The organism is Virgibacillus dokdonensis (assembly GCF_900166595.1).
GTDB classification, from domain to species: domain Bacteria; phylum Bacillota; class Bacilli; order Bacillales; family Amphibacillaceae; genus Virgibacillus; species Virgibacillus dokdonensis.
Map to the genome: position 1 here is coordinate 679,015 of NZ_LT745763.1, position 21,062 is coordinate 700,076.

Annotated in this window: 18 protein-coding genes and 1 tRNA gene; 16 read left to right on the plus strand and 3 right to left on the minus strand. The window is 36.9% G+C overall.

The window, feature by feature from the left end:
- The first annotated feature begins 302 nt into the window (after positions 1-302).
- From gatC to rlmD, 6 genes are all read left to right on the plus strand, one after another.
- On the plus strand, positions 303-593 hold the full coding sequence (gene gatC, locus B2C77_RS04925; RefSeq protein ID WP_077702627.1) for an Asp-tRNA(Asn)/Glu-tRNA(Gln) amidotransferase subunit GatC: 291 nt from the start codon (positions 303-305) through the stop codon (positions 591-593).
- A 12-nt stretch (positions 594-605) separates the two neighbouring features.
- Complete coding sequence (gene gatA / locus B2C77_RS04930; protein WP_077702628.1) at positions 606-2,072, plus strand: Asp-tRNA(Asn)/Glu-tRNA(Gln) amidotransferase subunit GatA; 1,467 nt, start codon at positions 606-608, stop codon at positions 2,070-2,072.
- On the plus strand, positions 2,072-3,502 hold the full coding sequence (gene gatB / locus B2C77_RS04935) for an Asp-tRNA(Asn)/Glu-tRNA(Gln) amidotransferase subunit GatB (RefSeq protein WP_077702629.1): 1,431 nt from the start codon (positions 2,072-2,074) through the stop codon (positions 3,500-3,502). The genes gatA and gatB overlap by 1 nt, the downstream gene beginning before the upstream one ends.
- An 805-nt stretch (positions 3,503-4,307) precedes the next feature.
- Positions 4,308-5,210 carry a diacylglycerol kinase gene (locus B2C77_RS04940; protein ID WP_077702630.1) on the plus strand — a complete coding sequence of 301 codons (903 nt, stop codon included), beginning with the start codon at positions 4,308-4,310 and terminating at the stop codon, positions 5,208-5,210.
- Positions 5,211-5,715: 505 nt separating this feature from the next.
- Positions 5,716-5,883: a hypothetical protein gene (locus B2C77_RS21580; protein WP_176087276.1), complete on the plus strand. Its 168-nt coding sequence runs from the start codon at positions 5,716-5,718 to the stop codon at positions 5,881-5,883.
- 66 nt (positions 5,884-5,949) lie between these two features.
- Positions 5,950-7,332, plus strand: a complete 1,383-nt coding sequence (gene rlmD / locus B2C77_RS04945; RefSeq protein ID WP_077702631.1) for a 23S rRNA (uracil(1939)-C(5))-methyltransferase RlmD — start codon at positions 5,950-5,952, stop codon at positions 7,330-7,332.
- A gap of 434 nt (positions 7,333-7,766) precedes the next feature.
- On the opposite strand, the gene B2C77_RS04950 is transcribed toward rlmD, so the two are convergent.
- Complete coding sequence (locus tag B2C77_RS04950; RefSeq protein WP_077702632.1) at positions 7,767-8,264, minus strand: RrF2 family transcriptional regulator; 498 nt, start codon at positions 8,262-8,264, stop codon at positions 7,767-7,769.
- 715 nt (positions 8,265-8,979) lie between these two features.
- On the opposite strand from B2C77_RS04950, the gene B2C77_RS04955 reads away from it, so the two are divergent.
- The 7 genes from B2C77_RS04955 (at position 8,980) to thiD (ending at position 15,526) form a co-directional block, all read left to right on the plus strand.
- On the plus strand, positions 8,980-9,423 hold the full coding sequence (locus B2C77_RS04955) for a carboxymuconolactone decarboxylase family protein (RefSeq protein WP_077702633.1): 444 nt from the start codon (positions 8,980-8,982) through the stop codon (positions 9,421-9,423).
- Positions 9,424-9,797: 374 nt separating this feature from the next.
- A complete protein-coding gene (locus B2C77_RS04960) occupies positions 9,798-10,034 on the plus strand; it encodes a thioredoxin family protein (protein ID WP_077702634.1) in 237 nt (78 codons plus the stop codon).
- Between the two features lie 602 nt (positions 10,035-10,636).
- Positions 10,637-10,708 (plus strand) — tRNA-Cys (locus B2C77_RS04965).
- A 35-nt stretch (positions 10,709-10,743) separates the two neighbouring features.
- Entirely contained in the window at positions 10,744-11,490 is a 747-nt protein-coding gene (locus B2C77_RS04970; protein WP_077702635.1) for a YggS family pyridoxal phosphate-dependent enzyme, read from the plus strand.
- Positions 11,491-11,909: 419 nt separating this feature from the next.
- Positions 11,910-13,157, plus strand: a complete 1,248-nt coding sequence (gene glyA, locus B2C77_RS04975; RefSeq protein WP_077702636.1) for a serine hydroxymethyltransferase — start codon at positions 11,910-11,912, stop codon at positions 13,155-13,157.
- Between the two features lie 13 nt (positions 13,158-13,170).
- Positions 13,171-14,499, plus strand: a complete 1,329-nt coding sequence (gene hemL / locus B2C77_RS04980; protein WP_077702637.1) for a glutamate-1-semialdehyde 2,1-aminomutase — start codon at positions 13,171-13,173, stop codon at positions 14,497-14,499.
- A 178-nt stretch (positions 14,500-14,677) separates the two neighbouring features.
- A complete protein-coding gene (gene thiD, locus B2C77_RS04985; protein ID WP_077702638.1) occupies positions 14,678-15,526 on the plus strand; it encodes a bifunctional hydroxymethylpyrimidine kinase/phosphomethylpyrimidine kinase in 849 nt (282 codons plus the stop codon).
- Between the two features lie 350 nt (positions 15,527-15,876).
- On the opposite strand, the gene B2C77_RS04990 is transcribed toward thiD, so the two are convergent.
- Positions 15,877-16,773 carry a LysR family transcriptional regulator gene (locus tag B2C77_RS04990; RefSeq protein ID WP_077702639.1) on the minus strand — a complete coding sequence of 299 codons (897 nt, stop codon included), beginning with the start codon at positions 16,771-16,773 and terminating at the stop codon, positions 15,877-15,879.
- Positions 16,774-17,271: 498 nt separating this feature from the next.
- Between B2C77_RS04990 and B2C77_RS04995 the strand changes: the two genes are divergently transcribed.
- From B2C77_RS04995 to B2C77_RS05005, 3 genes are all read left to right on the plus strand, one after another.
- The gene (locus B2C77_RS04995; protein ID WP_077702640.1) at positions 17,272-17,394 is read left to right on the plus strand and encodes an IS3 family transposase; all 123 of its coding nucleotides are present in this window, start codon (positions 17,272-17,274) and stop codon (positions 17,392-17,394) included.
- A gap of 577 nt (positions 17,395-17,971) precedes the next feature.
- Positions 17,972-18,430, plus strand: a complete 459-nt coding sequence (locus B2C77_RS05000) for a hypothetical protein (protein ID WP_077702641.1) — start codon at positions 17,972-17,974, stop codon at positions 18,428-18,430.
- 189 nt (positions 18,431-18,619) lie between these two features.
- Positions 18,620-19,063 (plus strand): carboxymuconolactone decarboxylase family protein, encoded by a 444-nt coding sequence (locus B2C77_RS05005; RefSeq protein WP_077702642.1) that lies wholly within the window; start codon positions 18,620-18,622, stop codon positions 19,061-19,063.
- A gap of 175 nt (positions 19,064-19,238) precedes the next feature.
- Here the strand turns inward: B2C77_RS05005 and B2C77_RS05010 are convergent, their stop codons facing one another.
- Complete coding sequence (locus B2C77_RS05010) at positions 19,239-20,309, minus strand: flagellin N-terminal helical domain-containing protein (protein WP_077702643.1); 1,071 nt, start codon at positions 20,307-20,309, stop codon at positions 19,239-19,241.
- Positions 20,310-21,062: the final 753 nt, after the last annotated feature.

Below are 21,062 nucleotides of genomic sequence, written 5' to 3' on the forward strand. Positions count from 1 at the left end.
CTTTACATGTTTCTACAGGGAGGATTTTCTTTCATTCGTAAATTAGGAGCTTTTAGAAAAACTTGGCTTGTCGCCAAGTACTTTGGAGAAAAAACGAAACTTTCTAATAGGACAAAACCGGATTTAGTTGCTGTTAGCTCTTGTTTTGACTGATCCAGCAACATCTCCCATGCTCGAAGTCACTTTATAGTTGTAAAGCGGTTGTTGGTAAAAGCCGTCTTGGAAAGAAAGTACGATGGTAAATTTAAATCATGCATACCTTTGAAGTGTGCAAGCTATATATGTAGTTTGGAGGGAAATAAATGGAAAAAATATCAAAAGATCAAGTGAAGCATGTTGCCCATTTAGCGCGTTTGCATGTAACAGAAGAAGAAGCTGCCATGTTTACGGAGCATTTAAGCTCTATCATTACTTACGCAGAACAGCTCAATGAACTGGACACAACGAATGTAGAACCGACGACACATGTACTTGATATAAAAAATGTGATGCGTAAAGATAAGCCAAAGCAATGGATTACACAAGACGAAGCACTAAAAAATGCTCCAGATCACAAAGATGGTCATTTCCGTGTACCATCCATATTGGAGTAAGGAGGGAACAACATGGCGCTATTTGATTACACGATCAAGCAGTTAGAAGAAAAGGTACATAATGGTGAAATTACGGTAGAAGAGTTAGTAAATGCTTCGTATGAACGCATTCATGAGGTGGATGATGAGGTTCATGCATTTTTAACGTTAAATGAAGAAAATGCGAAAGCCCAAGCAAAAGAACTGGACAAACAAGCGGATAAAACAGCTGCATTATTTGGAATGCCGAGTGGTATTAAGGATAATATCGTAACAAAATCGCTGCGTACGACATGCGCTAGTAAGTTTTTGGATAACTTCCATGATCCTTTATATAATGCAACAGTCGTTCAAAAATTGAGCGAACAAAAAGCAGTTACGATTGGTAAATTAAACATGGATGAATTTGCGATGGGTTCATCAAATGAAAATTCAAGCTATGAACCAACACGTAATCCTTGGAATACGGATTATGTTCCTGGGGGCTCTAGTGGTGGTTCCGCAGCGGCTGTGGCTGCCGGTGAAGTGTTATTCGCATTAGGCTCAGATACAGGTGGATCGATTCGTCAACCAGCTGCATTTTGTGGTGTAGTAGGATTAAAGCCAACATACGGTAGAGTATCCCGATTTGGTTTAGTCGCTTTTGCGTCCTCTTTAGACCAAATTGGACCATTAACACGAACAGTAGAAGATAATGCTCGCGTGTTAGAAGTAATTGCAGGTCACGATGCAATGGATTCAACGAGTGCAAATATAGAAGTTCCTGCGTATACGGAAGCATTAACAAATGATGTAAAGGGACTAAAAATTGCGGTACCGAAAGAATATTTAAGTGAAGGTGTAGCTCCAGAGGTAAAAGCGTCGGTCATGGAAGCATTAAAGGTATATGAATCTTTAGGCGCTACGTGGGAAGAAGTTTCCCTACCACATTCCAAATATGCTGTTGCGACTTATTACTTGTTATCTTCATCGGAGGCGTCGGCTAACCTTGCTCGCTTTGATGGGGTTCGTTACGGCGTTCGCTCGGAGAATGCAGATAATATGATTGATATGTTCAAAAAATCACGCAGCGAAGGTTTTGGTGAGGAAGTAAAACGCAGAATCATGCTTGGTACGTTTGCTCTTAGCTCTGGGTATTATGATGCGTATTATAAAAAAGCGCAAAAAGTACGTACCTTAATCAAACAAGATTTTGAGCAAATTTTCCAAGATTACGATGTTGTTATTGGTCCAACAACACCTACACCAGCGTTTAAAGTTGGAGAAAAGGTAGACGATCCATTAACGATGTATGCAAATGATATTTTAACGATTCCCGTTAATTTAGCTGGTGTCCCTGGTATTTCTATTCCGTGTGGTTTCGCAAAAGAAGGTTTACCAATTGGCTTGCAAATTATCGGAAAACACTTTGACGAAGCAACGGTTTATCGTACAGCACATGCGTATGAAAAAGCGACCGATCATCATAAACAACGCCCTCAGCTAGGAGGTGCCAAATAATGAACTTTGAAACAATTATTGGCTTAGAGGTACATGTTGAGTTAAAGACACAGTCAAAAATTTTCAGTCCTAGTGTGAATGCTTTTGGTACAGCACCGAATACAAATGTTAACCCAATTGACCTAGGTTATCCAGGTGTATTACCTGTACTAAATGAAGAAGCAGTTAACTTTGCGATGAAAGCAGCGATGGCTTTAAATTGTGACATTGCGACAAATACGAAATTTGACCGAAAAAATTATTTCTACCCAGATAATCCAAAAGCGTATCAAATTTCCCAATTTGATCAACCCATTGGTGAGAATGGTTGGATTGAAATTGAAGTACATGGAAAGAAAAAGCGGATTGGTATTACTCGTCTTCACTTAGAAGAAGATGCTGGGAAGCTAACCCATGGAGAAGATGGTTACTCTCTAGTCGATTTTAATCGTCAAGGAACGCCTTTAATTGAAATTGTTTCTGAACCAGATATGCGCTCCCCAGAAGAAGCTTATGCTTATTTAGAAAAACTAAAAAATATTATTCAATATACTGGTGTATCTGATGTGAAAATGCAGGAAGGTTCTTTACGTTGCGATGCGAATATCTCTTTGCGACCAATCGGACAAGAAGAATTTGGTACAAAAACGGAACTAAAGAATTTAAACTCTTTCAGTTTCGTACAAAAAGGGTTAGAATTTGAAGAAAAACGTCAGGAAAAAGAGTTACTTTCAGGAGGGGAAATTCTGCAAGAAACACGCCGTTATGATGAAAAAACGAAGGAAACGATTCTTATGCGTGTGAAAGAAGGCTCGGATGATTATCGTTATTTCCCAGAACCGGATCTTGTTCCGCTTTATATTGATGATGCTTGGAAGGAACGCATTCGCAAGGAAATTCCTGAACTCCCAGATGCGCGTAAAAATCGTTATATGGAAGAACTGGACTTGCCAGAGTACGATGCTACGGTAATGACCAATTCCAAACAGATGGCTGATTTTTTTGAAGAAGCAATCGCTCACGGTTCAGATATGAAGCAAGTTTCTAACTGGTTGATGGGTGAGATTTCTGCTTATATGAATAAACACCTAAAAGAGCTAGATGAATTAGCGATTACACCAGAAGCACTTGCCAAAATGATTCAGCTCATTGCTGATGGTACAATTTCTTCAAAGATCGCGAAGAAGGTATTCGCAGAGCTAGTTGAACATGGCGGCGATCCAGAGAAGATTGTCAAAGAGAAAGGTCTCGTGCAAATTTCTGATGAAGGTCAGTTGAAAGAGATTATTTCTAAAGTGCTTGATGAAAATGAACAGTCCATTATTGATTACAAAAATGGAAAAAATAAAGCGGTTGGCTTCTTAGTTGGTCAAGTGATGAAAGCTACGAAAGGACAAGCCAACCCGCCAATGGTTAATAAAATTTTATTAGAAGAAATCAACAAACGATAAGCTAGCACCTGGGCTATTCAGACATTAATGAATAGCCCAGACTTATATATGGAAAATCGTGCTGTAAGACGCCCACGGAGGCGCTTGCTTATACATGGAAGGGCAGATAACAGAGAAAGAAAATCCTTCTTCTAACGTACATAAAGTGCTGTAAGGCTTCCGTTCTAAGAATATATCCTGTAAGTTGAAGAGGATAACAGGCTTTGTTGAGAGAAGGGTCACAAGCCGCGGCGAAAGAACCTACTCACGGGATGGAAGATTCCTCTTTATAAAGAATAATTAATTTGAGAAAAGAGCTATTTAACTAGTTTTGGTGAAGATAGGTTTGTCATATAATTGTTCATAAAAAGTTTCCTAAACAGCTCTTCTCAAAATGTTGGAAAACGGCTATGATAAAGATTGGACTTATTAATGAGCTGCGTTTGATCATATATTAGAATAAATCATATTACCAATCCTAAAGTTGGAGAGAGATAAGTGGGGATAACGGTTCTAGGTTTTTAAACGATGCCTTTGCCTGATACGAAAGTAGGAAAACTTCACCATAAGCAAGTGGTAATTAGCCATCTTTGTACAAGCCATATAGTGGAGCTCCTATTTTTAAATTTTTCTAATCACATGCTTTTGTCATGATTGAAATTTGAATGCACGATAGGGAAGTATGAAAGTTTTAGAGTTTATCGTATTACAAAACGAAGTAAAGATTTACCGATAAGCGAAGCTATTGTAAGCGTCTTTTAAAATGAAATGGCATTAATAAATGTTACGAAGGTCCTGTATACTGGTGCCAAGCGGAGGGAAAGCAATGAATAAAGCACGTATTATCTATAATCCTACGTCCGGTAGAGAAGCCTTTAAAAAGGAGCTACCTGCAGTATTAGAAAAGCTAGAAGTAGCCGGTTATGAAGCATCTGCTCACGCAACGACTTGTGAAGGAGATGCCATTCAGGCTGCACAATTAGCTGTTGAACGAGGGCATGACCTTGTGATTGCTGCTGGTGGAGATGGAACAATCAATGAAGTCATCAATGGTTTAGCAGAGCGAGAGAATCGTCCCAAACTTGGAATTATACCTGTAGGGACGACGAATGATTTTGCTAGAGCGTTACATATTCCACGGGGTATCCAAAAAGCTGTTGATGTAATTGTGGCTGGACAATCGATGTATTTAGATATCGGCAAAGTAAACGATCATTATTTTATGAACATTGCTGGTGGAGGTAAACTGACTGAACTGACTTATGAAGTGCCAAGCAAGCTAAAGACGATGCTTGGGCAGTTAGCTTATTATATGAAAGGTATTGAGATGTTGCCTTCCTTGAAGCCTTCCAGAGCAAAAATTGAATATGATGGCAATGTCATTGATGAAGACATTATGCTTTTTCTTATTTCCAATACAAATTCCGTTGGTGGTTTTGAAAAACTAGCACCAGATGCTGATATGCAGGACGGTTATTTTGACTTAATCATATTAAGAAAAACGAACTTGGCCGAGTTTATTCGCATTGCCACTTTAGCATTGCGCGGAGCACATTTAGAGGATAGTCATGTTATTTATGTGAAGGCGAAACATATTAAGGTGATGACGGATGAGAAAATGCAATTAAATATTGACGGAGAATATGGCGGATTGCTCCCGGGAGAATTTGCAAACCTGCAACAGCATATTGAATTTTTCGTTCCAGCGGACTTCATAGAAAAAAATTAACGACTGCTTTTTTGAGTTACACTACAGAACTTAGATGAAACGTCTAACTATTATAGTGTGCCTCATAGAAGCAGTTTTTTTATGTATAAGAAAGCATAGGATTTTTTGCGTGTATAGTGTAAGAAGAAACAAAGGCTTTTGAAGCGACCCAGCCTGTTTTTATGTTGCGTGAATGAGTGCTGAGATTACTGGAAAATAGAGTGCTCCATATGTTTTAGTCGGATATAAAGGTAATGGGAATGGAAAGTGAAAAGTTGTATCAGTTAATATTTACACCAAACGCTTTCAGCCATATACGTGTGAATTTCTGCGGGGAAATTGTGAACATCAGCGAAAAAGTTGTGAACTTCGGCGAAAAAAATGTAAACTTCAGCGACTTTCGTGAAAACTTAGGCGAATTTCTAGTGAACTTCAGTGATTTCACTATTTTATCCATTTAAAATGAATAGAAGGAATGCTAATATAGTGAATATTATAATAATAATGTAGTAGGGGGGGAGTTTATGTGGAGAGAGAATTTTATGTTGGTTGGGGAACATTGGCATTGATTAATGCTGGATTAGCCCAAGGAAAGAATCGTACAGGGTTCAATTGGTTTGTGCTGTCTTTACTCATAGGGCCTATTGCCACATTGATCTTGCTGTTTGCCGAGAAGTACCCAGAAGACGAATAAATGGTGTGCTGGGTTCACTTCTATGATAAGATAGGAACACAAACTAGTGTATAAAGGAAGAGAAACATGGCAAAAAAAGCAGTACCCGTAAAAAAGAATGAAACGTTGACGCTCACATTTGAAGATTTGACCCACGAAGGAAACGGCGTGGCGAAAGTGAATGGCTATCCTTTATTTGTACCGTATGGATTGCCAGGTGAAAAAGCGCTTGTGAAAGTCGTTAAAGCGAATAAAAATTTTGGCTTTGGAAAAATTTTAGAGGTAAAGCAAGCGAGCGCGGAGCGAGTTAAAGCGCCTTGTAACGTCTATTATAAATGTGGTGGCTGTCAATTACAGCATATGAGCTATCACTTGCAATTAGAGATGAAGCGAAACCAAGTGAAAAATGTAATGGGGAAAATAGCGCATATGGATCATGTTCCTGTTCATCCTACATTAGGTATGACCGATCCATGGCGTTATCGCAATAAAGTACAAATTCCAGTGGGGGAAAAAGAAGGCGCGATAATTACCGGCTTTTATCAAAAACGCAGTCATCGTATTATAGATGATATGGATACTTGTCTCATACAGGATGAAGTGAATGATTGCATGGTAGAAGCAGTGCGCAGAATTGCCTCGCAGTTAGGAATTACTGCTTATGATGAATCGACACATCGCGGAGTATTACGTCATATTATGGTTCGTACAGGAAGAGAGACGAAGGATACAATGATTGTCCTGGTAACGAGGACGGAAAAACTACCGCATCAAGAGGCACTTATTCAAGCATTGACAGAAACGTATCCTCACGTCAAATCCATTATTCATAATGTGAACAAGGAAAAAACGAATGTGATCCTTGGTAAGAAGTCAAATATTATTTGGGGTGACGCTTATATTTATGATACGATCGGTGACATTCGATTCGCTATTTCCGCCAAATCATTTTACCAAGTTAATCCGCCACAAACAAAAGTCCTCTACGAAAAAGCGTTGGAATATGCCAATCTGAGTTCATCCGATGTGGTGATTGATGCGTATTGTGGTATTGGTACGATTTCTTTATTTTTAGCACAGCAAGCAAAAAAAGTGTATGGAATAGAAGTTGTTCCAGAAGCAATTAGTGATGCTAAGAGAAATGCCAAATTGAACGGAATTACCAATGTCGAATTCGTTGTAGGTGAAGCGGAAAAAGTAATGCCATGGTGGAAAGCACAAGGATTGCGCCCCGATGTTATTATCGTTGATCCGCCACGCAAAGGCTGTGACGAAGCGTTTCTTGAAGCAATGATCGAGATGGAACCAAAACGGATTGTGTACGTTTCCTGTAATCCATCTACATTAGCTCGGGATTTAAACATATTAGATGCAGGCGGCTATGAAACGAAAGAAGTGCAACCAGTTGACATGTTTCCACAGACGAATCATGTGGAGTGTGTGGCGGTTTTGTCAAAAGTGGATGAATAAGAATAGTTAATGAATTGATATAATAAGGTTTTCCAGTTATCAAGGAAATATTTTCCATTCTGGGGAACTTTATTTTTATTGCCCCTTTTTTTATTAATCATGAAAATGATTGGTTTTCTTTCCATGCCAATTGACTTCTTGTTAATGAAGATTTAAAAGTCTAAAATCATGGCTTTTCTGAAGTGATTGCCAAAGGAACCTCTGGCTATAAAAGGGGTGAAGAAGCATTACAAACAACTTCTGAACAAGTACCTGTTATAATTTGCCATGCACTGTCGTTAGTGGGAAATGAAACCTTACGTATTAATGGATAGTTCTTATGCAATACCTTTTGTCGCTCTTGTTCACTAAGCATATCAACTTTTTTAGGAATAGGCATATAAGTCCACCTACATTATTAAACATTATTTTCTCAGCACCATAAATGTTCAAGTTTATGGATCTACCTTGTTCTTTGAAAAAAATTTCCGAGTATCTTCACGTATTTGTTTGGGTAAGACTTGATCAAGTTCTTCATTTAACCAAGAAAGGGTTTTGCTACGTAGATAATCACGCATTTTCTCTTCTGCTTCGAGCATAACTAAATTAATGGTACAGAAGGAGGGAGCTGCACAGCAGCCTTCTCGATACAAATAACCATTATCTTTAATATTTTTACATTGAAAAATAGGTTTTGGACCCTCAACTGCTTCCACTACATCCCAAAAGGAAATATCTTCAGGAGATTTAGCAATTTTATACCCACCTTTAACTCCGGGAACTGAACTTACAATACCAGACTTAGATAATTTACTGAAAACTTTTGAAAGAAATGTCTCAGAAAGACCTTGGAATTCTGCCAAATCTTTGATTCCAACACTTTCTTCTGAAGGTGCATCGATTAAATAAACCAAACAATGTAAAGCATATTCAACTCCGACACTATACGCCATATAAATCTACCTACTTCCATATTCAAGTTGACAAGAATAATTATAACATATATTATAGATATAATTAATCGGCGATTAAATGGATCTTTAATTAGTGCTTGAGATTATTTTAAAGGAAAAATACAAACTAATCAACATTTATCATTAACGCACATCCAAATATAGAGGGTTGCAGGTTTTTAACCATTTTTTGAAAAAATTATAAATATTAACTCCGATAGCGAATTTTCACCTGTACCGTGTTCTCGTAGATTAAACAGTTCTAAGGGCATGGGAAAAACAACGAAAAGAAAAAGAGCTAACTTGCTAAGAACAAAAATTAATGGAAAATATGTCTGAGATTTTACAATAATTTAAAACTGCAAATACGTAAGTCGTTTACCATTACATCATGTTAATATTTCAGCGAAGTAAGAAGGTGATATGGACAATATCACATGCTTTGGTAGGTATATTTAAAGACGTATGAAGAATGCTTGCCATACAAGCAAATAATAAAATGTATACCAATAACGGCTGATATACAGAAGTTGCTTACGCTAATAAAATACCTGAAAACTATGTTCACTTTTCTTGCCATCGAAGATTATTAAAGCTTTTGCGTACAAGGAACTGCTTTTCTAGACCTAAGTGAAGTATTAAAGATTATGTAAAGAAGCTGCTTCAAGATTAGCAACTGAATGAATACGGTATAAAAATAGAAGGAGGTAATGAAATGGAACAGAGAATTAATTATTATAACGTTGCACCAGAAGCGCTTAATATCATGATGGAAATGGAGAAGTATACGAAAACTACAGGTATAGACCGTAAACTTCGTGAACTGATTAAAATTCGAGCTTCTCAAATCAATGGCTGTGCCTATTGTATGAACATGCATACAGCAGATGCACGGAAAATGGGGGAAACAGAACAGCGTTTATATTGTATTAGTGCTTGGAAAGAGTGCACATTTTACACAGATGCGGAAAAAGCAGCTCTTGAGTTGACAGAGTACGTAACTTTAATTTCATCAAAACGGGTGCCAGATGAGCTTTATCACCGAGTACGTGAATATTTTGATGAAAGACAATATGTTAACCTTGTTCTAATAATAAATCAAATCAACAGTTGGAATAGAATTGCTATTGCAATGGGAAATACAGCAACTGAAAAATAATAACTGTAAGTGAACATCTTATATTTTTCATTTTAAATACATGGAATACTATTTATATTCAACAATTGGATGTCGATTGTTGAAGTTTGGGCAAATAAAAAATAACGATATTTCCCGTCGAGCTAGAAATTAGCGGTAACTTTTTTATTAACATCATATGGCGTCTTTAACTATGTTGGATAACTAAATATGTTTAAAATGATGAAACAGTCTGTTTATATGCAGGCTGTTTAAATTATTTATCAATGTAATAAATGTATTGTATTTACCTATGATAGCTATAGGCAATTTGGTATTGTTTACTTTTTGGCAGTTCCTATAATAGAAGTTAAGTAGCCATAGCCATGCTACGAAAAATGAAGGGGATGAAGAAAATGTCAAAAACAATTTTTTATCATGCTGGTTGTCCAATTTGTGTAGATGCGGAGCAAATGGTTCTTGATTACCTTGACAAGTCAAAGACTACGACAGAAGTGGTACATCTTGGCACGGATCGAAATCGAATTGAAGAAGCAGAAAAGGTAGGAGTAAAATCAGTTCCAGCATTGGTAATCGGCGAAGATGTATATCATATCAATTATGGAGCAAGTTTGGAAGATGTTAAGGGGTAAATTCTAAAACAAGATGCTGTATACCAATTGGCACCTATGTCAAGGACAATTATAAAAAAGCTTATGCAGATAAAAGATGATTCCTATATTGAATAGGGGTCATCTTTTTAGGTTCCGCTGATTGTTATCGTCAGCATGTACCTTCCCCTTTTTTCAATAAGATTTTTAAAACATGCCTTTAATTGAAATTTTTACCATCTATAATAAATAGGAAACACAAAGTTTGTTTCTCAGCATGATCAATGGTCAGTTAATACAAAAATACTTCCCCCATGAAACTTCACTTAAAGAGTATCCTGAGCATACAGATTCTAAAGGATGAAAAAGGATAGAAATAATGAGAGTTTTATTAAGTGAATGTTGTAACCGTGGCATCTATATAATTTATGGCTATTATAATAACGTTATCTTAGGATGAAGCTATGAAAATATTCTATGACCTTTTAGTGGTACTACTATTTATATTTTAATTCTAAATCTGTCCTTAAAATAGCAGGCCTAAAATAATGATAGGTAAAACCAATCATTATGAGTAAAATATAGAGATTGAACATATGATTCAAGGTGGGTAATATGGAATATAACGTAGTAAACGTATCTTTGGGAGTATAGCCAAAGTGGAAAGGCGAAGGTCTGCAAAACCTTATATTCTGGTTCGAGTCCAGATACTCCCTCCTAACAAATTCCTTTTAAAGAAATGAGGAGTAAAATGAATGCTGGTTGGATTGAGGACAACTTGAAGTTTGTTAGAGAAAAAATAAATTCGACATGTCAAGCTGCCGGGAGAGACCCGAACAACGTAAAGTTACTGTTGGCAACGAAAACGGTTTCGGAATACAAGATAAAGCAGGCTCTTGAAGCTGGTGAAACGTTGATTGGAGAAAATAAAGTTCAAGAATTACAGGAGAAGTATTCTTTATTACAAAATGAAACGGTGGAATGGCACTTCATAGGTCATTTACAAACAAATAAAGTGAAGCAAGTTTTAAAATTTGTAACTTGCATTCATTCAGTAGACCGTTTGAAGTTGGGAAGAGTATTACATAGGGAACTTACAAAAGAAAATAGAAAATTAGATATCCTTGTACAGGTAAACACTTCATATGAAGAAAGCAAATTTGGAGTTGCACCTGAGGACACTTTAAATCTGATAAAACAACTTGCTGAATTAGATACCTTGAATATTAAAGGTCTAATGACTATTGGGAAATTGACTACGGATGATAAAGAGACTAGAGAATGTTTTCGTCTCTTAAAGTCAATTCAGCAACAGGTTATTGAGCAAAATGATCCTAGAGTTGAAATGGATATATTATCCATGGGTATGTCAGGTGATTTCTCTATAGCTATAGAAGAAGGGGCAACACTTGTTCGAGTAGGAACTGCAATATTTGGAGAAAGAGAGTATCCTGACAGTTATTATTGGAATGAACAATTCAGTATAAGAGATGAATGAATAAAGTAGTGAAGTAAGGCTATGAAATATGTAACAAATAAATTTCTGAAGATGTCACGCTCGTTGTTAAGAATAACAATGAGATTTTTTTCGGAGATGAGCAAGTATAAAACGAGATGCTCGTGTATAACGGAGTAGCAACGTCGCATGCGCTAAGCAACTAGGTGAATTGACCAAATTTCCCTACGTATAAGCCATCATCGGTTCGTAGTTAAGGGGGAGGGGGATTAAAAACGGAATTGCCACCCGACGTCGGCATCCCCTTGTTTTAGTGGCATGATTCCTTAATATCGGTTCATTCGTTCCACTCGCTACGCTGTTAATAGGGCATTTGTTCCTTTGTCTTACAAGCATAATTGATAGAATATTTCTGGAAAAGAAAAACTGTCTCAGAAAGTTATAATTAGGGAGGAAATGTGATGGAGAATTTGCTTCAAGAAGATCCTGTTATAGCAAAAGCAATTCAACAGGAGCTATCTCGACAGCGCGATAAAATTGAATTGATTGCTTCAGAAAACTTTGTTAGTGAAGCTGTTATGGAGGCAATGGGAACCGTCTTAACAAATAAATATGCGGAAGGTTATCCAGGTGATAGATATTATGGAGGCTGTGCGTATGTTGACATAGTAGAAGCATTGGCTAGAGAAAGAGTTAAAAATCTATTTGATGCAGAACATGCCAATGTACAGCCACACTCAGGTTCGCAGGCTAATGCAGCAGTTTATTTTGCAGCTGTAAATCCGGGAGATACGATTTTAGGTATGAATTTATCACATGGTGGTCATTTAACACATGGAAGTCCTGTTAATTTTTCTGGTCGACTGTATCATTTTGTTTCTTATGGTGTGGATGAACAAACCCATTTACTAGACTATGATGAAGTAAGGAAACTTGCCCATGAACATAAACCTCGAATGATTGTAGTGGGAGCCAGTGCTTATCCACGTACGATTGATTTCGAAGCTATTTCTAACATTGCAAAAGAAGTAGGTGCGTTATTTCTTGTAGATATGGCTCATATTGCTGGTATTGTTGCAGCTAATTTACATCCAAATCCTGTGCCGTATGCTGATTTTGTAACAACGACAACCCATAAAACACTGCGAGGCCCAAGAGGAGGAGTGATTTTATGTAAGAAATCTTGGGCACAAGCAATAGATAAAGCAGTATTTCCAGCTATTCAGGGTGGGCCGCATATGCATATGATTGCTGCCAAAGCGATAGCATTGAAAGAAAATTCCTCCTCTGAATTCAAACAATATATGAAACATGTACTACAGAATGCAGAAGTTTTAGCTAAAGCATTGATGGCAGAGGGGTTAGATGTTGTCTCTGGAGGCACTGATAATCATCTCATCCTTTTAGATTTGCGAAATATTGCTATCACTGGAATGGATGCACAGTTGCTCCTTGATGAGATTGGAATTACGGTAAACAAAAATGCCATCCCGTTTGATTCGACAAGTCCACAGATAACAAGTGGAATACGTCTTGGTACACCAGCCTTAACTACAAGAGGAATGGAACCAGAAGAGATGATAGAGATAGCACGTATTATTTCACAAGCATTAAAAAATAAGCATGATTCACGATTAATGAATCAGCTTCGTGATGAGGTCCAAAAAATAACTTCGAGGTTTACCTTATATGAGCGAAAAATTCGTTGAGAGGGGCAAATAAATGAATACAAAAAGAGTAGTTTCGTACTCGGAAGCATTATTCCAACAAGCAAAAAATGTAATTCCTGGGGGAGTGAATAGCCCAGTACGTGCGTTTTCGCTGGTTGGATCTTCTCCTGTTTTCATGAAAAAAGGTCAAGGATCTCACGTAGTTGATGTTGATGGGAAGAAATATATTGATTATATATGTTCATGGGGGCCTTTAATACTTGGCCATGCGCATCCAGCAGTGGAAAAAGAGATACAGAAAGCAGTATGCAATGGATCAAGCTTTGGGTTGTCTACTGAGATAGAAGTAAAAATGGCTAAATTAATATGTGAAATTGTTCCCTCTATTGAAATGGTACGTATGGTGAACTCTGGAACAGAAGCCGTAATGAGCGCATTACGTTTAGCGAGGGGATATACGAAGCGGCAAAAAATCATTAAATTTCAAGGGGGTTATCATGGACATGCTGATGCTTTGTTAATCAAAGCAGGTTCAGGTGTCGCCACATTAGGATTACCTGATAGCCCGGGCATCTCCAAAACAATCGCTGCTGACACTATTACATTACCTTATAATTGTATGGAAAGTATTCGTCATACTTTTGAACAATTTGGTGAACAAATTGCAGCCGTTATTGTTGAGCCAGTTGCAGGAAATATGGGAGTCGTGCCGCCAAATACTGGCTTTCTTCAAGGGTTACGTGCAATTACCGAACAGTACGGTAGCTTGCTTATCTTTGATGAAGTAATGACGGGTTTTCGCGTAAACTATCATGGGGCACAGAGTATGTACGGAGTCCATCCTGATATTACTTGTTTGGGAAAGATCATTGGAGGAGGATTGCCAGTAGGAGCTTATGGAGGCAAACATGAAATCATGGAACAGATCGCCCCTGCCGGACCAATTTATCAAGCGGGAACATTATCGGGGAATCCACTTGCCATGTCAGCCGGATATAAAACGCTTCAGTTATTGGAGAAAATCGAGATCTATGATGAATTGGAAAGAAAAGCTGCAAGGTTAGAAGAAGGTTTCAAACAAAACGCTGAAATGACAAATGTAGCATTAAAAATAAATAGGGTAGGTTCCATGCTTTCTGCTTTTTTTACAGAACAAGAGGTTGTTGATTATGAAACAGCGAAGAGTTCAGATATGCAAGTTTTTAAAAAGTATTATATGAGTATGCTGGATTTGGGGATTTTGACAGCCCCTACGCCTTATGAAGTGATGTTCCTATCTGCAGCACACTCCGATGAAGATATTGAAGAGACAATTGAGGCCCATTATCAGGCGCTTAGTAATGTCAAAAATGTAGAAGGAGTTTGTAATAAAATCAATTAAAATAGGGAAACAATTTTCGGTATTGAATGAAGAAAGTTGTGGGAAAATACCGGTTTGCTTGGATGGAGCAACATCAACATAGAAACAGCTTCAAGTCATTGAATTATTGCAATACTATAAACCACAAAGTAAAATATTAAGGAAATATAGATTTATAAAGAAGGGAGGACTTGAGCATATGTGGGTACCTAGAGCTTTATCAATTGCGGGCTCTGCTGCAAGGGGAGGTGCTGGGATTCAAGCTGATTTAAAAACTTTCCAGGAGTTAGGTGTGTTTGGTCTAAGTTCTGTTACTGGTATTGTTGCGTACCATCCAGATACGAATCAGAATGTATTCCCTTTAGACTTAAGTGCTATTAAAGCACAGGTATATACAGCGCTTCGTGACGTCGGGGTAGATGCAATAAAAACAGGCATGCTCTATACAAAGGAGAATATTTGCCATGTAGCCAAGTGGATGGAAGAGGCTGACACGCCCCATCTTGTTGTGGACCCGGTCATGGTCGGTAAAATGGATACACCTCTGTTAAAAGTCGATGCTATTAATACGCTTAAAACAAAACTAATACCTTTAGCAACAATTATTACACCAAATATGCCAGAAGCCGCATTATTACTAAAAGCGAATCAACCACTTACAACGGTTGATGACTTAAAACTAGCAGCAATAGAATTAAAAAAATTAGGTGCAAAATATGTCCTTGTCAAAGGAGGTCGCCTCAAAGGTCCAGCTGTTGATGTGCTATATGATGGTGATAAATTACATATGTTTGAAGTGCAGCGGATTGATACAATTCATACAAACGGAGCAGGATGTAGCTACTCTGCAGCAATTACAGCCCAGCTAGCAAAAGGTAAACCTGTCCAAGAAGCTGTAAAAGAAGCGAAAAAGTTTATTACTGCAGCTATTCGACATTCCATTGCATTTAAGCAAGGCGTAGGCCCTCCAGACTTTGCTGCATATCATAGGTTTGGTGGAGAAGCAGTCAAAGAAAAGATTGTAGAATATAAGAATGAAGAATACTAGATAAAAGAAATTTATATATAGTGGTTTAAAATTTTTCCAACCAAATGGCGGGATGAAGAGAACAAGTAAATTATTTATTGCGAGCAAGCGAAATAAGTTCTTGGCGTAATGCTTTAAATACAAGATGAACTTCTGGATTGTACGTTTTTAAAGGAAACGTATAGACGATAGATCAAGACAAAGTAAAGGAAGGTTTTCTTCCTTTACCTGCTTAAATACGCACATTAAAATGAGCATTAATCGATGGAACTGTAGCAATTATGATGGTATTAGTCCAAGGTGAGAATAAAATTTATCCAGCAGAGCAAGAATTGTACATGAACTATCTATCTCATTACTGATAATAAGCTCTAGTTAAATCGTCCATCTTTAACTGTTGTAATTAACTGATCCATAAAAACGCGACTAGCAGCACATAAATGTTTGTTCTTTCGATAGGCAATGCCAATCTGTGTGGTAATTACCGGATCTTGAATAGGGATCGTTTTAATATGTACATTATCAATATATTGTAAGTAAGCTTTTGGCAGTATCGTAACACCGACCCCCTTACTGACCATTTGAATGATAGATTCCATCGTCGTCATTTCAAGTACTGGCTTTGGGGAGAAATTCATTAAGCGGCACTGTTCGTTAACAACTTGTCGTAGAAAATAGGTTTCAGGTAATAAAATAGTTGGGGTCTTTTTTAAAACTTGAAGTGATACAGACGCTTCTTTGGCTATGATGTGATCTCTAGGTGCAGCAAAAGCAAGGTCTTCTTTATAGAGCGGAATAGCTTCTAGGTCTTCATGTTCCAATGGTAAAAAAACAATCCCCAAATCCAATTCATTTTTTAATAGCTTTTCGTAAATATCTCCAGTTCGTAAGCCTTGTACAGAAAGTTCTATATTAGGGTAAGCGTTGTGAAAGTCGATAACTGTTGGTGAAAGTAAGTAATTAACAACTGTGAGTAGGGCGCCTATGTTGAGCGTCCCTCTCCCTAATCCTTGAAGTTCACTAATTGCAGCACGTGCCTGAGAAATTTCATGAAATATATTGTAACTGTGATCTAGTAATGTTTTCCCTGCATCAGTAAGTATATTTTTTTTTTCAATACGATCAAACAAAGGCATCCCTACCTCATGCTCTAACAAGCGAATTTGTTGACTGAGAGAAGGTTGAGCAATACCTAATTTCTCAGCAGCTCGTGTAAAGTGAAGCTCTTGACATAATACAATAAAGTATTCCAATTGCTTTAGTTCCATCGCATTTCCCCCAAGCATGATATATTTAAAACAATGGTTTATAGCTATCATTTTATACTAAATCATTATAAATATCTTTTATTGGATAAACTTAACAGAGGGGAATGGTTTAAGTATTATACGATATTGTTTTAAAATGACAAAAAGGTGAAGTGTAAAATAAAATTAATTTATAAAAGCAAAATGAGGGTCTATGTAGAAGTAGCTCGAAAATGGAACTACGTCTGCCTTTTGTCGACCTTTTTAATCGAGAAATCATTGTATAGCGCAGGAGCAAACAAAGAACATCGATTGTCGATAAAAGTTTTAGTTAGTATTTCACAACCCTACAAGAGGTCGCTGTTTTTCACACCGATCGTGGTAAGAGTTCAATAATCAAGTCGTTGATGAATCATTAGTTGCATTTCAAATCGAACGTTCTCTTAGCTCAAAAAGGTTGCCCTTACGATAACGCTGTCACTGGATCTACGTTTAAATCATTTTAAACAGAGCTTGTGAATGGTAGAGCCTTTAAGCCGTATGCAGCAATTACAACTGGAGTTAGCTGATTATGTGCATTGGTTTAACCTAAACTATATAACACCTATTCAATTTAAAGAAAACACCTTAAAAAATGTCTAATTAAGTGTTGACGTACCAAAAGAATATGATAAAGTGTACTTAAATTAACGGGGCAGTTTCATGGTGCGAAATGTTCCTAGTTACCAACATCATTCTCTGGAATTGAAGGATTATATTGAAGAATCGAATAAAGACGTAACGCTTGAAGGGTTCTCTCTTAGTCTTAGTTAGTAAGAAAGACAGTGCTAAAAACTCGTGAAGAGGCGTAAGAATTTACCGTAACAGTGAAATTTACCTCTGACGAAAACCTACCCCACGGGGTGGTGTAGATTATGATCCTTGGGTTGAATGAATATGGTACGTTTGCAAACAAATCTAAAAGGAAAAGACTATGCTTTCGAACACAATGTCATAAACAAGCAATTTAATTTTAGAAGTAAGCAAAGTCAAATGTAACAATACATAGAATGGAATAAATTGGATTTTTTGGAACGCCATAGGAATGAAAGCTTCACGTACGATGTGAACAGGGGAAAAAGGAGAGATAACTTCAAACCCTTACCTATCTGTAAGAAATAGGGTTTACATTTTTTGTGTGGTTTGGCTATTTATAATCCTGAAGGAGGTAGTGATTATTGTGAAAGTAGCACTTATTCATATGGGTTATTTCATTGTCCTTATTACCCTCTCTTTCTTATCTTTTTTCACAATATTTGGTGCGGGATTTGTAGGAGGGATTGACTTACTTGCTTTATTTATTCCTTTTGTTTTTAGTGTGTTGTGGCTTTGTGACTACATATGGCGTATTTTTAGTATGAGTCCAAATAAGATACAATTAATTTATCCGACTAAAAATTGGACATTTATCAGTTTATTGCTTTCAGGAATATTTACAGTGTATAGTTTATTTCTAACAACGTGGATGCTCCCAGTAGCATCCGTCATCTCCGTCATATTGCTTCTTAGTTGGTACTTCCTACTTTATGGATACACAAATAAAAAAAGTAAGGATGCTCTAAGGGCTTTAGGTTCGATTCTGTTTCTTATTTCTTTAGTGTATGTTTATCTAATTTGCGCATATTATATTACAATGTAAGATTAATTACAAATAGCGAATTTACACCTGTACAGTGATGCTGTACCAATAATAAATAAAATGGTTCTAAGTGTGTTGGAAAAACAAAGCAAAGAATAAGAGCTAAAACAAAAACAATAGATAGTAGTCTGAAATTTCGTAATGATGTAAAATGTCAAATGCGTAATAAAAATACGAGGAGGTAATGAAATGGAACAGAGAATTAATTATTATAACGTTGCACCAGAAGCGCTTAATATTATGATGGAAATGGAGAAGTATACGAAAACTACAGGTATAGATCGTAAGCTTCGCGAACTGATTAAAATTCGAGCTTCTCAAATCAATGGCTGTGCCTATTGTATGAACATGCATACAGCAGATGCACGGAAAATGGGGGAAACAGAACAGCGTTTATATTGTATTAGTGCTTGGAAAGAGTGCACATTTTACACAGATGCGGAAAAAGTAGCTCTTGAGTTGACAGAGTACGTGACTTTAATTTCATCAAAACGGGTGCCAGATGAGCTTTATCACCGAGTACGTGAATATTTTGATGAAAGACAATATGTTAACCTTGTTCTAATAATAAATCAAATCAACAGTTGGAATAGGATTGCTATTGCAATGGGAAATACAGCAACTGAAAAATAATAACTGTAAGTGAACATCATCTAATAATTTTCGTTTGAATACATTGAATACTGTATAACGCAACTAGAAATTTAAATTTTATAGTATGATTCTGCAGTCAAAAATATAGACAGAGAAAAAATATAACCCCACTTTTAAAAAGTGAGGTTATATTTATATATTTTTCATGTACTAATTAACGAAGTAATTGAAGTACGCCTTGTGGTTGTTGGTTAGCTTGTGCAAGCATAGATTGAGCAGCTTGTGTAAGAATGTTGTCCTTCGTAAAGTTCATCATTTCTTTCGCCATATCCACATCACGGATTCGTGATTCAGCGGCTGTTAAGTTTTCAGCAGACGTACCTAGATTGTTAATGGTATGTTGCAAACGATTTTGTACTGCACCAATTTTCGAACGCTCAGCAGATACTGTATCAATCGCACTTTGGAGAGTAGTAATTGCTTTATCCGCAGCCGCTTGAGAAGAAATATCAATACCTCCATCAGGGGTAACGGTTTTATCAGTAGCATCTACTTCATCGGTCGCTACGTAAATTTCTGCTCCATCTTTTACTTGAATCTCAAAGGTTCCAGAATTATCTACAGCTTCCACATCACTTAACTTGTAAAATCCTTCAGCATCACCTGTACCAGCTTGTACTGCAACCACGTCATCAGCCTCATTTTTTAGAACTGTCTCGCCAGTGAAAGATTCACTACCTATCTCAACATCTGCGGTTTCTTCTGTAAGTGTTCCAGCGTTTACACCGAGACTTTCGGCATCCATTTTACTAATTTCAAGAGAAAGGTTTTGGCCTTCATTTGCTCCAACATGGAAAGTAGCTTTGAATGAACCATCAAGTAATTTTTTCGTGTTGAATTCGGTGTCTTCAGAAATATCATTTAGCGCATTCGCTAATTGATTGACCTCTTTTTGTAGCTCAGCACGGTCATTATCTGTATTCGTGTCGTTAGAAGATTGTACGGCTAATTCACGCATACGTTGAAGGATAGCATGCGTTTCATTCATTGCACCTTCAGCAGTTTGCGCTAAAGAGATACCATCTTGTGCGTTTTTTTGTGCCATTTCCAAACCGCGGATTTGACCACGCATTTTTTCAGAGATTGCTAGACCTGCAGCGTCATCTCCTGCTTTGTTAATTTTAAGACCTGAAGAAAGCTTCTCCAATGAGTTTTGTACAGCGCCGTTGTTGTTAGAAAGTTGACGATGAGTGTTCAACGCTGCAATGTTGTGATTAATAATCATAATTTTTCTACCTCCGTGTGTTTGATTTTTATACTAGCGGTCCTTATCCTTTTGAGTTGCTAGTATGTAATATATAATAATCTCCTAATAGTAGGAGTTATTATCCAAGTACCCTAATAGTTCGTGCCAATTTATATCATCTTTCTTGATGATCTATTATTTATATCGACCATTGTTTTTTAATGTGAAGAGAAAAAATGATTTTTAATAAAAAAATATTAGTTTGAATTAATCTTTTGGAAGTAATTTCATGAAGCAACTGCTCCTAAGTTACAATTCATGTGGGTTTATATCTTTTATAAATCTTAAGCCATAGGGGGATAATCAAGAGACTGTAATAAATGAACGAAATGTTTTTATTGATGCGCTTTCCATTTTGCACGAGTAATTTTGGAGTGAAGGTACTACACGGTTTCCTGATTTATTGTATAAAGGATAATTGTGTATTTAATGACATATAAATGCTGACTATGTTTAAAAACAAAAACTGTAAGCAATTGCACAAGGATCACGATACTACGCCTCGCAAATGGAATGTAAGAATCTAATTTGCGGGACCTTTTTCAACTCATAAATTTATCAACTATAGGAAACTATAAGATTTTTTGATCTAGTCATTTGCAACCTATCCACCATTCTAAGGAATGGTTCAAGAATGACACATGTTTCATTTTAAAATAAACGTCTTACACTTTCCATTTATCCCGATAAAAGTGTATAATAGTCGAGGTTTATTATCATTTGATACAACCA

Excerpts from the sequence above, each read along its gene's own strand:
- B2C77_RS04950 (WP_077702632.1), bottom strand. The coding sequence starts at position 8,264 with ATGGCGTATAGTGTCGGAGTTGAATATGCTTTACATTGTTTGGTTTAT.
- B2C77_RS04970 (WP_077702635.1), top strand. The coding sequence starts at position 10,744 with ATGAATGCTGGTTGGATTGAGGACAACTTGAAGTTTGTTAGAGAAAAA.
- B2C77_RS04940 (WP_077702630.1), top strand. The coding sequence starts at position 4,308 with ATGAATAAAGCACGTATTATCTATAATCCTACGTCCGGTAGAGAAGCC.
- B2C77_RS04995 (WP_077702640.1), top strand. The coding sequence starts at position 17,272 with ATGGTAGAGCCTTTAAGCCGTATGCAGCAATTACAACTGGAGTTAGCT.
- glyA (WP_077702636.1), top strand. The coding sequence starts at position 11,910 with ATGGAGAATTTGCTTCAAGAAGATCCTGTTATAGCAAAAGCAATTCAA.
- gatC (WP_077702627.1), top strand. The coding sequence starts at position 303 with ATGGAAAAAATATCAAAAGATCAAGTGAAGCATGTTGCCCATTTAGCG.
- hemL (WP_077702637.1), top strand. The coding sequence starts at position 13,171 with ATGAATACAAAAAGAGTAGTTTCGTACTCGGAAGCATTATTCCAACAA.
- rlmD (WP_077702631.1), top strand. The coding sequence starts at position 5,950 with ATGGCAAAAAAAGCAGTACCCGTAAAAAAGAATGAAACGTTGACGCTC.
- B2C77_RS05010 (WP_077702643.1), bottom strand. The coding sequence starts at position 20,309 with ATGATTATTAATCACAACATTGCAGCGTTGAACACTCATCGTCAACTT.
- gatB (WP_077702629.1), top strand. The coding sequence starts at position 2,072 with ATGAACTTTGAAACAATTATTGGCTTAGAGGTACATGTTGAGTTAAAG.
- B2C77_RS05005 (WP_077702642.1), top strand. The coding sequence starts at position 18,620 with ATGGAACAGAGAATTAATTATTATAACGTTGCACCAGAAGCGCTTAAT.
- B2C77_RS04955 (WP_077702633.1), top strand. The coding sequence starts at position 8,980 with ATGGAACAGAGAATTAATTATTATAACGTTGCACCAGAAGCGCTTAAT.
- B2C77_RS04960 (WP_077702634.1), top strand. The coding sequence starts at position 9,798 with ATGTCAAAAACAATTTTTTATCATGCTGGTTGTCCAATTTGTGTAGAT.
- B2C77_RS04990 (WP_077702639.1), bottom strand. The coding sequence starts at position 16,773 with ATGGAACTAAAGCAATTGGAATACTTTATTGTATTATGTCAAGAGCTT.
- thiD (WP_077702638.1), top strand. The coding sequence starts at position 14,678 with ATGTGGGTACCTAGAGCTTTATCAATTGCGGGCTCTGCTGCAAGGGGA.
- gatA (WP_077702628.1), top strand. The coding sequence starts at position 606 with ATGGCGCTATTTGATTACACGATCAAGCAGTTAGAAGAAAAGGTACAT.